We start from the raw sequence: 13,937 nt of genomic DNA on the forward strand, positions 1-13,937 counted from the left end.
GGTTGCAGGGTGGTACACTGGTTAATTTTTTGCTGAAAGGAGGAAGGCGGAAGCAATGGAATTTTTGCTGAGGGACGGCAAAGGAAAAGATTTTCTATTTCCGGTCAATCCGGAAGAGGTTACGATCTCAAGGCAAAAGGGTCTGGATACGGTGAATATTTTGTCATCCGGGGAATTTGATTTTCCGCAGGGGGATAAGGTGAAGGAAATTTCCTTCGCCTCTTTTTTTCCTAAAACATTCGATGAATCCTTTTGCCGGGGAAGCAAGGACGATCTGCCTGATCCGCAGACGGCGATGAATAAGCTGAATGAATTTTTGGCGTTAAAGACGCCATTGCGTTTCATTATTTCGGAAACAGCCGTGAATGTGCCGGTATTTGTGGCTTCGCATAATTCTACGTTTCGCGGTGGAGAACCCGGGGACGTATATTTTGAAATTACGCTCCGGACCTGGAGGGAACTGAAGGTGGTAAAAACGGCTGGCGGCAGCCAGGGAAAGACAGCTACTGCCAACAAAAAGCCGCGCGTCGACCTGAAAGAAAAAAGCAAAACCTACGTCGTTAAACCGGGTGATTCCCTATCCAAAATCGCTAAGTTGGAACTGGGAAACAGCTCGGCGTGGAACAAAATCTATCAGCTGAACAAAAAGGTCATCGGCAGTAACCAGAATGCGATCAAACCCGGACAGAAGCTGGTGCTGCCATGAGCTACAAGGTGATTTTGCAAAACAAATACGATTTGACTCCGCTGGTGGAGGCTATCAATCTGCGGGACTCGCTTGAGCAGGTTGCGTACCAGGGGACGGTTAATATGGTGGTTACACCGGATATGCCGCCCATCTCGCCCGGCATGTCTATTCGGATCAGCGGCGTTCCTTACGGAAAAACAGATTATGTTCCGCTTTTGAACCCCGGCGTGGTATGGGAGGCGGAAACCTCGAATAACGGGATCAAACGGATGACGTTGACTATTTATGACCGTACGATTTATTTGGACAAGTCCGAAGACGAATATCTGTTTCCGGCGAAACAAACCGCATCGCAGCGTTTTAAAAAATATGCTTCCGACTGGAATTTAAAAATCGCAAAGCTGCCGGATACCAAAAAAGAGCTGGGACGTTCCGTATACCGCACGCAGTCGATCTATGCCAGCATGTTCGCCGATCTAAGGGAGACGGCCAAAGCCGGGGGCAAGCTGTACCATCCGCGGATGATTTCATCCGGGCTGGAGTTGTATGAGCTTGGGACCAACCCGGAGGTGTACGTTCTTGAACATGTGACGGATACGACCCAATCCCGGACGTTGGAAGGAGCCGCCACGCAGGTGAAGGTGCTTGCAACGGCCGCCAGCGAATCCGGGCAAGAGGTTCCGTCCAAAGTGATGGCGATCGCCAAGAAGGACATCGACAAATACGGCCAGCTTCAGGCAATAGTTCAGGACGATGAGGTCAAATCGCAAGCAGCGGCGAAAGAGTTGGCCAAAAGCAAACTGCGTGGAATCTCGCAGACGATTTCCGTTAACGCGCCCGACATCAATACGATCCGTGCCGGGGATGCCGTTATGCTGGGCAGCATGAAGCTGATCGTTATTTCGGTCAGCCGTGAGCTGGGGAATCCGGGAAGCATGTCGTTGGAGCTCGGCACCTACGATGACGTGAAAAGGAGGTTTTACCTTGAATAAAGATCCTTACGGCCAGCTGGCGTCAGCGCTTTATTCTTCCGTCGGCAAACACACGAGGCAGGCACTCGGTGGCGTGGGGGCTGTCCTCGGCACGATCACCGGAACGGGGTTGAAGCTGGATGATTTTAAACACGAGTTTCAGGATTTTATGGTCGCGGAGCTGCCGGGCGTGTTGTCTGTTCCAAGTTCTGTCTTGACAGGGACAACGATGCTGGACGAACGATCGGCAGGGGGCAATAAGCAGCAGGAGTCTTTTTCGAATGAAACCGAAATCGAAGACGCTCGTCTTAGCTTGGCCCTAAAGCCTGGTGACCGAGTGCTCGCACTCCGGGTGAATGGAGGGAATGATGTAGTGGTTGTATGCAAGGTGGTGACTGGAAATGGCTAATTTGTTCCCGGAGACGGAGGACATGGTCTGGGAGGACGCGACGGAACCGGAGACGTATGAAGGAAGCGGGGTTGTGTTTGGCCGCAGCTGGAAGTTCGATTTTAAAGCAGGTGAATTTGTCATGTCGCCGACCCGTAAAATGGCCACTGCCGATGAAAAGGAAGCTTGGGTGCTCTGGTGCGAAAAAGCGGTCCGGACGCCTCGTTACCGCCATCTCATCTACTCCCGGGATTATGGCAGCGAGCTGGAGGAACTGATCGGCAGCGGCGGTCGGTCGATTCAGGAAAGCGAAATCCGGCGTATGGTCTCCGAAACGCTGCTCGCGGATGCGCGGACGCAAAGCGTGGACCAGTTTGTTTTTGACTGGGAAGGAGAGACTTGCCGCTTTACCTGCCGGATTACGAATATCCGCGATGAAGAAGCCGTATTGGAAGGGAGTGTGGAATAATGGCGGATTTGCCGCTTTATTTGCAAGATCAAACCGAAGACGAAATTATGCAGCGCATGCTGAACCGGGTGCCCGCGGATATCGATAAATCCGAGGGCTCTTTTATTTGGGACGCACAGGCGCCCGTGGCGTTTATGTTGTCTGAGGCGGCGATTTGGGCGCAGCAAGTGCTGGATCGAGGTTTTGCCCGGACTACATTCGGAGAATATTTGGATATGCGGGCGGAAGAGCATGGGGTAACGCGCCGTCAAGCGGTTGCCGCTACCGGAACGATTAGGTTTAAGGGGACGCCCGGAAAGCAGATCCCTTCCGGAATCGTAGTCGCCACGCCGGCTGACGAAATTTCCGGGGAACCAAGCATCGAATACAAAACGACTGCGGAAGTAACGCTGGACGGCAACGGCGAAGGGATCGCTCAGGTGACAGCGGTTGTGCCTGGCAAAGCCGGCAATGTGCCCGCGGGCGTCATCGAAATCATCTCGGCACCGGTTACCGGCGTAGTGTCGGTGACAAATCCGGAAGCCATCAAAGGCGGCGCGGATGTGGAGTCCGATGAATCTTTGCTGGAGCGCTTTTACACCCGGGTTCGCAACCAGGGGACAAGCGGCAACAAAGCCCAATACATTCAATGGGCGAATGAAGTCGCCGGCGTAGGCGGGGTTCAGGTGAAACCCCTCTGGAAAGGGCCGGGGACGGTCGGCATTTATTTGCTGGATATGGATAAACGTGCCGCAAATCCGGCGATTGTACAGGCAGCCCAAAATTATATTGACCCGACGATGGACGGCCAAGGGGAAGGGCAAGCACCGGCCGGACCGATCGTCACCGTGATGGCGGCAGAGGAGGTTCCCATCAACATCTCCGTTCAGCTAACGCTGGCGGCCGATGCAACGATCGAACAAGTAAAGGAACAGGTAGTGAACGGGGTTACTGCGTATCTTAGACAGCTTGCTTTTGCAGATCCTCTCGTTCGTTATACCCGGATCGCTGCAGTGCTGCTGGATATTCCTCCGATTATCGACTACTCGAATCTTACCGTCAATGGCCAGTCCGATGCCAATATTCAGATCAATCCCGGGCAGGTGGCCGTATTGGGGACGGTGACGCTGAATGGCTGATTTTACGATCACTAGTCCGAGAGGCGCTGAACTTTTTTCCTATTTGCCTGCTTATTACGAATCATCCCGGGTCATGCAGGCTGATATGAATGCCAAAGGAACGGAGATGGATGCCTTATACACGGCGCTGAACGAAACGCTCGATCAATTTTTTGTCCGGACGGCCACATGGGGACTAGATCGATGGGAGTATGAGCTTGGAATCGAAACCGATCGCACTAAACCGATTGAACAGCGGCGTTCCTTAGTAGAATCAAAGCTCCGCGGAGCGGGTAAGTTCTCCGGACGTCTGGTCAAAAACGTTGCGGAAGCCTATGACGGCGGCAAGGTGGATGTCTCTTTCCAACCTGCCGAGTGGGGTTTTACGATCAAATTCGTTGATACGATCGGGATTCCCCCGAATCTGGAGGATCTCAAATCAGTGATCGAAGAAGTTAAGCCCGCGCATCTGGCTGTGAAGTATGAATTCAGTTACCTGCTCATCCGAGACATTGAAGGGATTATGACCCTTAATCAAATGGAATACACGCCTTTATCCAAATTTGCAGGAGGTGCTTAAAATGGCAAGTAACACACCTAATCTTGGTTTGTTGAAAAAAGATCCGGTGGCTGATGGGAATGAGACGTTTAATATTAAAACGATGTTGAATGACAACTGGGATAAAATTGATGAGGCGGTAGGGAACATCAAAGTTCCTGATGCTTCTTTGACGGAGAAGGGGATCGTACAGCTTTCTAGTGCTACAAATAGTACGTCTGAGAATATGGCAGCGACTCCTAAGGCTGTCAAGACGGCTTATGATCATGCTGATACAGTAAAAACTTACGTGGATAATAATTATATAAAAAAGTCTATTCTACTTCCTGATGGGACAGATATGAACACCCTGATGACAGAAGGTGAATATTACTGTCCGGCAAATGTTAACGTAGGAACCTTTAAAAATACACCAGATTGGCAGGCTTGTTACGTGAAAGTTAGTCGGCACGCTGGCATAAATCAAACATGGTATGTATTTAACCCAAACGACAATCGAATTTTTACACGGAACTACTATCCTGAATTAGGGTGGGGGCCTTGGTTGACGATGATCAATAGCTCCGCACCTTGGCAAAAAAGAAAATTGACTGAAGATAACGGACATTGCATCAATGTCAACAATGGCAACGCAAATAACTTAACTTCTACAGGTTTTTATGTAGGAGAGAACATAGCAAACGCTCCGACAACAGCGCCTGGAGCGTGGTGGTATATCGAAGTGCAAGCGATGTCATCAGATTCATGGGTTGTACAAATTGCCAGAGATCTGTTTGTTCAATCCGGATCTTATAGAACGAGAATTATGTACAATGGTTCATGGGGACCTTGGTCTGACGACCTTTTTCAATCTGTCGTTGATGGAAAGACTGGCATAGAGACATCCATCCGCGACAAAGGCGGCATAGTCTCTAAAGCTAGCAGTGTCGCTACATTCCCAGAATTAAATGCAGGTATTGATTCAATTCCAACAATGACATGGAAGTTTATGCAACCTGGACGACATTATATACAACCTAAAGAATTAAGGGATATTATCCAATTCCCCAATTTTTCAAAGTACCTTGTAATTACTGCAACAACTTCAGATGGGCTTACTATTTATCTGAATCAACAAGATGGAGGGGGGTTATATGTCTATCTATTCTTGCAAGATATAGAAAGAAGGAGAATTCAATTAGCGTATACAGGAACAGCAACTGAAGGTGTTATAAACATTATCATAAATCGTATTAATGGGACTGTATCATACTTAAATAGGAATGGGGGGGAGCTTTTTTCTCCGACAATACCAACTGGATTTAGATTTGATAAACCTATTAACCTTGTTATTTTAAATAACGCTGAAGCTGCAACAGCTACTTTTACAAATAGCGACATGAACGTTTATTATGGATAGATATCAAGGTTTATCTTGGTTATTTGTATTGGGTTAGAAGTTAATCAATGAAAGCTGACTGCACAGGGTACAAGACTACATCAAGCGTTCCGGATACGGAGCGCTTTTTTCAATTTCTCCGGAACTCGGAGGCAAATTTATATCTAAGGGGAGGAAAGGGATGGAATGGGGAGCAATTGTGGCATTATTAACCGGAATCAGCGGAACTGTACTTGGATGGCTCGGAAGAGCCCGAACGGTTAAAAAAGATATTGCGCAAGAGGCCGGTGCTGGCGCATCTTTGCACACCGATGTCGAATACATCAAACGCGGGGTCGATGATATTCGGGTAGATATGCGAATGCAGGGTCAGCGGGTTGATGGATTGTCAGAACGCGTGACCCGGGTTGAGGAATCGGCCAAACAAGCACATCGACGGCTTGATCGACTTGAGGAATAGAACATTATAGGAGGAATCGATATGGATTGGAACACCATCTACAACCTGATTGATCCCAAACTCATGATTGTTATCGCCTTATGTTGGGTTATCGGATACATTCTCAAACGGACTCCCCGCATTCCGGACTGGTGCATCGTATACGTTGTTACACTGGCAGCAGTCTTGCTAACCATCTGGCTTCTTGGTTTCGGACCCGAGCCCATTATCCAAGGCATTTTGGCGGGAGCCTTTGCAGTTTACGGGAATCAACTGGTCAAACAAGCCAGAAAAAAGGGAAACGAGGACAAATCGCTTTGGTTTTAACACCCTAATTCAAAATATTCATCAAACCTCATAGGAGGACATTCATCAACATGGACAAAAATAATTTCATTTCTTCCATCGTACCCTGCGCCATTTCCGACATGCGGCGCTGCGGCATTCCGGCCTCCCTGACGATCGCCCAGGCCATTCTGGAATCGAATTGGGGGACAAGCGGGCTGACGCGGCAGGCGAACAATTTGTTCGGCATAAAGGGCAAAGGACCCGCTGGGAGCGTGGAGATGCCTACAACGGAATATGTACAGGGAAAAGCGGTTAAGGTGACGGCAGCGTTTCGGAAGTATAACTCATGGACGGAGTCGATCGCGGATCATTCGAACCTGCTTTTGAACGGGACCCGCGATAACCCTGCGCGATACCACGGCGTCCTGCACGCCGATTACAAAAAAGCGGCCGAGGAGGTCTGGAAAGGCGGTTATGCCACCGATCCCAAATATCCCGCTAAGCTGATCGCCATTATGGAAGAAAACAATCTCCCGCAATACGATAACCAAGCAAATGCCAAAGGAGATAAAGGAATGCAAAACGCAGAGCTTCAGAAACAGCTTCAAGCCATGACCAAAAGGGTAGAGGATATGCAAGAGGAACTCTCTCAATTGAAAGCAAAAGCCAAAATGTCCGCCCCGCCGGTCTGGGCAGAGTCGGCAGTTCAGAAGGCTTTAGCAGCCGGATATATAGATACTCCCGATCAGGGGAGTTATGACTTCTACCGGATGCTTGCCATTTTACAGCGGTTAAAGCTTTTTTAAGATGATGAATACAAAACGCGATCAGGAGGGAATTAATGCGATGCCAAGGGTTATCTCCGATGGACACATGCACATGTGACTTAAGGACAATCCTTGGCTTTATTTTTTTGCAAACCCGAACTTTCCAATGATGGAGGTTCGACCGAAAAACTGGACGGCGAGCGCACCTGAAGGCCTATTTCGGGGCAGAACAGGGTAAAGCGGGGAAGATTCGCTGGTCGGTCACAAAAACGGACGGGTTCTTCCGTTACAAAATTACGATCGATGACGATCAATGGGAATTCAGCGGAACAGACTCGTTCAAAACCTCCCGAAAATGTCATTATACTGAGATTTTAAAAATACCCCTTCAAAACCACCCCGTTTTCGAATAGCATAAGTAGTAGGAAGCCATCCAACACTGGCAAAACTCACAATAAGTCCGTACTTGCACAATTTATCTTACTTTCACAATAAAGCGTTTACAAAATATCCAACATGCCAACGAAACGGGGGAAAACGATGGAAACATACATATTGTCATTGGATCAGGGGACGACGAGCTCGCGGGCGATTTTGTTCAATAAAGCGGGCGAAATCGTTCATATCGCGCAAAAGGAGATTACGCAGCATTTTCCCCAGCCCGGCTGGGTGGAGCATAACGCCAACGAAATTTGGGGGTCGATTCTGTCGGTCATCGCGTCGGTACTGTCGGAATCGGGAGTGAAGCCGGAGCAGATCGAAGGCATCGGCATCACCAACCAGCGGGAAACGACCGTGGTATGGGATAAGGAAACGGAAGAGCCCGTGTACAATGCAATCGTATGGCAATCGCGGCAGACGGGCGACATATGCGAGGAACTGAAAGCTAAGGGATACAACGATATGATCCGGGAAAAAACCGGGCTGCTCATCGACCCTTATTTTTCGGGAACCAAGGTCAAGTGGATTCTCGACCATGTGGAAGGCGCCCGTGAAAAAGCCGAGCAAGGCAAGCTCCTGTTCGGCACGATCGACTCCTGGCTGATCTGGAAGTTTACCGGGGGCAAACGGCATGTCACCGACTATTCCAACGCCTCCCGCACGCTGATGTACAACATCCACGAATTAAAATGGGACGATGAGCTGCTGGAAATTCTCGGCGTGCCAACCTCCATGCTGCCCGAGGTTCGTCCGTCCTCCGAAGTTTACGGGCATACGGTGAAACACCACTTTTTCGGGGAAGAGATACCGATTGCCGGGGCGGCCGGCGACCAGCAGGCGGCTTTGTTCGGGCAGGCGTGTTTTGACGAAGGGATGGCGAAAAATACGTACGGCACCGGCTGCTTTATGCTCAAACATACCGGCGAAACCGCGGTTCGCTCTGAGCAAGGGCTGCTGACTACCATCGCCTGGGGCATTAACGGACGCGTGGAATATGCGCTGGAAGGCAGCATTTTTGTGGCGGGATCGGCGGTGCAGTGGCTGCGGGACGGCATGCGGATGCTCAAAGATTCCAAAGAAAGCGAAAATTACGCGGATCGGGTCGAAAGCACGGAAGGCGTTTATGTCGTGCCTGCGTTCGTCGGCCTCGGTACGCCATATTGGGACAGCGACGTGCGCGGAGCGGTGTTCGGCTTGACCCGCGGCACGACAAAAGAGCATTTTATCCGGGCGGTGCTCGAGTCGCTCGCTTACCAGACCCGGGATGTGATCTCGGCGATGGAGGGAGATTCCGGCATCGAGCTGCGGACGCTGCGCGTGGACGGCGGAGCCGTGCACAACAACTTCCTGATGCAGTTCCAAAGCGACCTGCTTGGCGTGCCGGTGGAACGGCCGGTCATCAACGAAACGACGGCGCTCGGCGCGGCTTATTTGGCCGGACTTGCGGTCGGCTATTGGAAAAGCCAAGAGGAAATATCCGCAATGTGGGCCAAGGAGCGCCAATTCGAGCCTGCGATGGGAGAAGAGGAACGCGACAAGTTGTATGCCGGATGGAAAAAAGCGGTCCACGCCGCCATGGCATTCAAATAGAAGGATTGCAGGTGAGTCTTGAGCATCGATCGGGGTTGTTCCGTCCTGAAAAAAAACTCATCCTCACGGTCTTGTTGGCTAATAAGAATCTACCTGTACCTGGTATCCAGAAGGAGAGCCCCGTAAACGGCGGGCTCTTTTTGCTTTCAGAATCCTGCGATTTCAGCATAAGGAAGGGACACACATAGCTTAACTTGATTTTTAACCCGGCCGATTACTCCGTCGGCTCCCGGCCCGATATAATTCAGCTGCTTGCCAAGGAATATGTGCTCCTGCAATTTCGTACAGGCTACCGGGGCAAGGGGGGCGGCCGGGAGTACTTCTATATTATGTAATATTCTTCTTGAAACTTTCTAACTGTTATATTAAAATTTGCAATATATAACATTTATATGTAAACCGATGTACTCTGAAGTTTATCAACGACTCCATTCACATCTATCCTTCTAAGCACTATTTACTTCGACAAACATTGAAGCTCAGATTTACTTCTATGACTTCACTTCCTACCATGCAAACCATGCAAACTTATTTTCTGTTGCATCGCTGACGCTCCCCACTCATGCTGACGATATCCACCTTAAGATGAACACCACGATGATTTCTCTCGAAATTTAAACGCTATAATTTTCGAGGAACCAAGTTGTCCAGGAAAATACTTAGGATAAACCAAGCTGAAAGCGTTTTAGAACTTGGTCCGAAGCGTTTGAGATATGACATCGGGAGTAATCATCCGGAGGGGAAATTCTCAACTCCATTTGACCGTCGTTCAATTGCTCATTTCCAGGAATCCATTAAAAGAGCATAAAGGAGTTTTTGCATGGACAAACCCATACTTGAAATCAAGGATCTAAGAACGCATTTTTTTACGGACCGCGGGGAGATTCCGGCAGTCGACGGCGTCGATCTGCATGTGAATCCGGGTGAAGTGCTTGGCGTTGTCGGCGAATCGGGCTGCGGCAAAAGCGTAACGTCGCTGTCGGTGCTGAAGCTGGTACCGAGTCCGCCGGGCAAAATCGTAAGCGGATCGATTCTGTTCAAAGGTCAGGATATCACGGCGATGAATGAGCGGGAGATGCGCAAAATACGCGGCAACTGCATCTCGATGATTTTCCAGGAACCGATGACGTCGCTGAATCCGCTGTTTACGGTGGGGCATCAGATTGTGGAGACCATCCGGGAACACAGGAAGATCAGCAAAAAGGAAGCAAAGGCCTTGGCGCTTGAAATGCTGAAGAAGGTGGGAATTGCCAGGGCGGAGTCGATTATCGACGAGTATCCCCATCAGTTGTCCGGCGGCATGAGGCAGAGAGTCATGATTGCGATGTCGATCACCTGTAATCCCGATGTGTTAATTGCCGATGAGCCGACAACGGCGCTTGATGTGACCATCCAGGCGCAGATTTTGGATTTGATCCGGCGGTTGAACGAAGAGCGGGGAATGGCCGTCATGATGATTACGCATGATCTTGGCGTGGTTGCGGAAATGTGCCACCGGGTTGCGGTGATGTATGCAGGCAAGGTGGTGGAAGAGGGGAGCGTGCGCGACATTTTCAAAAAGCCTCTTCATCCTTACACGCAGGGGTTAATCCAATCCGTACCGCGGATGAACGAAACCAGGGCGCGTTTGTATTCGATTCCGGGCAATGTTCCGATCCTCAGCAAAAATATGCAGGGCTGCCGCTTTGCCGATCGTTGTCCGAGCGTCATGCCGAAATGCTTGGAAGCGCTGCCAGGTTTGGTCGAACAGGAGTCCGGGCATCGCTGCAGATGCTGGCTGCATGAAAACCGACAGGAGGATGCCGTATGAGTGAACCTTTGCTTGAGGTGGAGCATCTGAAAAAATATTTTCCGATCCGGAAAGGTCTGTGGAACAAAACGGTGGGGCATGTGAAAGCCGTGGACGACATATCGTTTTCCGTCCGGCGTGGCGAGACGTTTGGGCTGGTGGGCGAATCCGGCTGCGGCAAGTCGACGACGGGCCGTTCTATTTTGCGTCTGATCGAGCCAAGCGGCGGCAAGGTTCGTTTCGAAGGCCGGGAAATTACGGAGCTGTCCTCGGAGGAAATGAGGAAACAGCGGAGGGATATGCAGATCGTATTTCAGGATCCGTTCTCTTCGCTTGATCCGCGCCACTCCGTACAGCGCATTTTGGAAGAACCGCTGATCGTGCACGGGATTTCAAACCGCAAAGAGCGGCAGCAGCGGATCGCCAAGCTGATTGAAGTCGTGGGGCTGACCCGGACGCATCTGCATCGTTACCCTCATCAGTTCTCGGGAGGACAGCGGCAGCGGATCGGAATTGCCCGGGCGCTGGCGCTTCAGCCCAAGCTGATTGTGGCGGACGAGCCGGTATCGGCGCTGGACGTATCTATCCAGTCTCAGGTCATTAATTTGCTGCAGGATCTGCAAGCCGAATATAAGCTGACTTATATTTTTATCGCTCATGATCTGAGCGTGGTCAAGCATATTTGCGACCGCGTGGCGGTGATGTACCTCGGAAGAATCGTTGAAATTGCGGATAAGCAGCTTCTATACGATTCGCCGCAGCATCCTTACACCCAGGCTTTGCTGTCGGCCGTGCCGGAACCGGATCCGGATGTGAAGAAGGAGCGGATTATTTTGCAGGGGGAAGTGCCGAGCCCAGCCAATGCGCCGGTGGGCTGCGCTTTTCATACGAGATGTCCGAAGGCGATGAAAATCTGCAGCGAGGTTCGCCCTCAGCTTCTCGATACCGGGAACGGGCATCTGACGGCATGTCATTTGTACGCAACTTCGTGACAACATGCCAAAGGGCCCGAGCGACATTTTCGGTTCCATGCGGCTTAGGCCGCTTGAAGGCTTTGCCAAGGCAGTTCCCTGCCTGGGATCAGCAAAGTCCCGCATATAAACATTTATCCGTGATGAAGAGAGGCTCAACTCTGAAATTAGTGCTTAAAAAGAAGCAGAAGGAGCGGAGGAGACGGAATCGATCTGAAGAAGCGGAAGCGTTCGCCTAAAAGCTTTCCGTAGGAAAGCTAGCATCGGAAGCATACGCTTTGTCACCGAATTTCGACCAATGAAAAATATATTCATAGAAATTTGGAGACAACAGCGATCGGAAGAACGATCCGGATTCGCAGCGACCCAATCGCATCAATGAAGCACTAATTTCAGTTCCGTATTGAGCCGCAAAAGAGAGGGGAAAAAACGATGAAGAAATGGACAAGCGTTTTCCTGGCATTGACGATGGTTCTTGTATTTGCGCTTGCGGGATGCGGCGGCAAGAGTGACGGAAATCAGGCATCCGAAACGCCCAAAACAACGGACAACACCGAGAAAAAAGAAGACCCGAAACCGGAGGATAAAAAAACGCAGGATACGCTCGTATTCGGGCGCGGCGGAGACTCCGCATCACTGGACCCGGCCATCGTAACCGACGGCGAGTCGCTGAAAATCGGACATCAGATCTTCGATTCGCTGCTGCAGTATAAGGAAGGGACAACCGAGGTGGAGCCGTCGCTGGCCGAAAGCTGGGAGGTGTCCCCGGACGGTCTGAAGTATACGTTCAAGCTGCGCCAAGGTGTGAAATTCCATGACGGCACGGACTTTAATGCGGATGCCGTCGTATTCAACTTTAAGCGCTGGACCGATCCGAAAAGCGAATTCAAATTCGAAGGCGATTCCTTCGATTACTATGATTCCCAGTTTGGTCCGGATGGCTCCCGCGTCATTAAGGATGTCAAAGCGATTGATGCGAATACCGTAGAATTTACGCTGGCAAATCCGCAAGCCCCGTTCCTGCAAAATCTCGCCATGACCTCCTTTGGCATCGCCAGTCCGACGGCGATCAAGGAGAAAAAAGAGAATTTTAAAAGCGAGCCTGTGGGTACGGGACCATTCGTATTCAAAGAGTGGAAGCGGAACGATTCCATTACCCTCGAGAAAAATCCGAACTACTGGAAGCCGGGACTGCCGAAGCTGAATAAAGTCATCGTACGGTCCATCCCCGATAACACCGCGCGCTTTAATGCGCTGCAAAACGGGGAAATCGACATTATGGAAGATTTGAACCCGGATGATTTGTCCGCCCTTGAAAGCAAAAGCGAACTGCAAAAAATCGACCGCCCGCCTTTTAACCTCGCTTATCTTGGTTTCAACCTGAAGAAAAAACCTTTTGACAACGTGAAGGTCCGAGAGGCGCTGAGCCACGCGGTTAACAAGCAGGGCATTATCGACGCGTTTTTTGCCGGACAAGCCACTCCGGCCGTAAACCCGATGCCTCCTACGCTTTGGGGGTATAACGATAGCATTCAGGATTATGACTACAACTTGGATACCGCTAAAAAGCTGCTGGCTGAGGCGGGTTATCCGAACGGACTGCCGGATCCAGTTAACTTCTATGCGCTACCTGTATCCCGTCCTTATATGCCGGATGGCAAAAAGGTAGCGGAAGCGATCCAGGCCGATTTTGAGAAAATCGGTGTGAAAGTGAACATCCAATCTCCGGAGTGGGCAACGTATCTGGATGATACAAAAGCAGGTGTTAAAGACGATATTTACATGATGGGCTGGAATGGAGATAACGGCGACCCGGACAACTTCCTGTACACCTTGCTTGATAAGGATGCTATTCCGGGCAACAACCGCAGTTACTACGCAAACGAAGACCTTCACAAGATTTTGATCGAAGCCCAGAAGGAAGTCAACCAAGACAAACGCATAGAGCTGTACAAACAAGCGCAGGAAATCATCAAAAAAGATATTCCATGGATTCCGCTTGTGTATGCGACGCAAGTTTTGGCGGCAAAATCCAACTTGAAAGGATATGTACCGTCTCCAACCGGAACGGAGTACTACAGCAGCATTTACTTTGAATAACC

The 13,937-nt window shown here is 50.3% G+C and carries 14 protein-coding genes; all 14 read left to right on the forward strand.

All coding sequences use genetic code 11. The features are described from left to right. The first annotated feature begins 55 nt into the window (after positions 1-55). The 14 genes from RJP21_RS20440 to RJP21_RS20505 all read left to right on the forward strand — a co-directional run bounded on the left by RJP21_RS20440 (position 56) and on the right by RJP21_RS20505 (position 13,935). Positions 56-706: a LysM peptidoglycan-binding domain-containing protein gene (locus RJP21_RS20440; RefSeq protein ID WP_310860946.1), complete on the forward strand. Its 651-nt coding sequence runs from the start codon at positions 56-58 to the stop codon at positions 704-706. Next, positions 703-1,680 carry an XkdQ/YqbQ family protein gene (locus RJP21_RS20445; RefSeq protein WP_310860947.1) on the forward strand — a complete coding sequence of 326 codons (978 nt, stop codon included), beginning with the start codon at positions 703-705 and terminating at the stop codon, positions 1,678-1,680. Before RJP21_RS20440 ends, RJP21_RS20445 begins: the two co-directional genes overlap by 4 nt. Next, positions 1,673-2,068 carry a hypothetical protein gene (locus tag RJP21_RS20450; protein WP_310860948.1) on the forward strand — a complete coding sequence of 132 codons (396 nt, stop codon included), beginning with the start codon at positions 1,673-1,675 and terminating at the stop codon, positions 2,066-2,068. Before RJP21_RS20445 ends, RJP21_RS20450 begins: the two co-directional genes overlap by 8 nt. Continuing rightward, positions 2,061-2,516 carry a DUF2634 domain-containing protein gene (locus tag RJP21_RS20455; protein ID WP_310860949.1) on the forward strand — a complete coding sequence of 152 codons (456 nt, stop codon included), beginning with the start codon at positions 2,061-2,063 and terminating at the stop codon, positions 2,514-2,516. The genes RJP21_RS20450 and RJP21_RS20455 overlap by 8 nt, the downstream gene beginning before the upstream one ends. Next, a complete protein-coding gene (locus RJP21_RS20460) occupies positions 2,516-3,634 on the forward strand; it encodes a baseplate J/gp47 family protein (RefSeq protein WP_310860950.1) in 1,119 nt (372 codons plus the stop codon). Before RJP21_RS20455 ends, RJP21_RS20460 begins: the two co-directional genes overlap by 1 nt. Next, positions 3,627-4,193, forward strand: a complete 567-nt coding sequence (locus RJP21_RS20465; RefSeq protein WP_310860951.1) for a YmfQ family protein — start codon at positions 3,627-3,629, stop codon at positions 4,191-4,193. The genes RJP21_RS20460 and RJP21_RS20465 overlap by 8 nt, the downstream gene beginning before the upstream one ends. A 1-nt stretch (position 4,194) precedes the next feature. Then, entirely contained in the window at positions 4,195-5,571 is a 1,377-nt protein-coding gene (locus tag RJP21_RS31480; protein ID WP_310860952.1) for a tail fiber protein, read from the forward strand. A 160-nt stretch (positions 5,572-5,731) separates the two neighbouring features. Further along, complete coding sequence (locus RJP21_RS20475) at positions 5,732-6,010, forward strand: hypothetical protein (RefSeq protein WP_310860953.1); 279 nt, start codon at positions 5,732-5,734, stop codon at positions 6,008-6,010. A gap of 21 nt (positions 6,011-6,031) precedes the next feature. Further along, positions 6,032-6,316, forward strand: coding sequence for a phage holin family protein (locus RJP21_RS20480; RefSeq protein ID WP_310860954.1), 285 nt, complete (start codon positions 6,032-6,034; stop codon positions 6,314-6,316). A gap of 50 nt (positions 6,317-6,366) precedes the next feature. Further along, positions 6,367-7,083, forward strand: coding sequence for a glycoside hydrolase family 73 protein (locus tag RJP21_RS20485; protein ID WP_310860955.1), 717 nt, complete (start codon positions 6,367-6,369; stop codon positions 7,081-7,083). A 501-nt stretch (positions 7,084-7,584) separates the two neighbouring features. Then, positions 7,585-9,075, forward strand: coding sequence for a glycerol kinase GlpK (gene glpK / locus RJP21_RS20490; protein WP_310860956.1), 1,491 nt, complete (start codon positions 7,585-7,587; stop codon positions 9,073-9,075). An 820-nt stretch (positions 9,076-9,895) separates the two neighbouring features. Next, positions 9,896-10,885: an ABC transporter ATP-binding protein gene (locus RJP21_RS20495; protein WP_310860957.1), complete on the forward strand. Its 990-nt coding sequence runs from the start codon at positions 9,896-9,898 to the stop codon at positions 10,883-10,885. Next, positions 10,882-11,856, forward strand: coding sequence for an ABC transporter ATP-binding protein (locus tag RJP21_RS20500; protein WP_310860958.1), 975 nt, complete (start codon positions 10,882-10,884; stop codon positions 11,854-11,856). Before RJP21_RS20495 ends, RJP21_RS20500 begins: the two co-directional genes overlap by 4 nt. A 411-nt stretch (positions 11,857-12,267) precedes the next feature. Next, positions 12,268-13,935, forward strand: coding sequence for an ABC transporter substrate-binding protein (locus RJP21_RS20505; RefSeq protein ID WP_310860959.1), 1,668 nt, complete (start codon positions 12,268-12,270; stop codon positions 13,933-13,935). Positions 13,936-13,937 lie beyond the last annotated feature (2 nt).

This window comes from Paenibacillus sp. VCA1 (assembly GCF_031583795.1).
Lineage (GTDB): Bacteria > Bacillota > Bacilli > Paenibacillales > Paenibacillaceae > Paenibacillus_AQ > Paenibacillus_AQ albilobatus.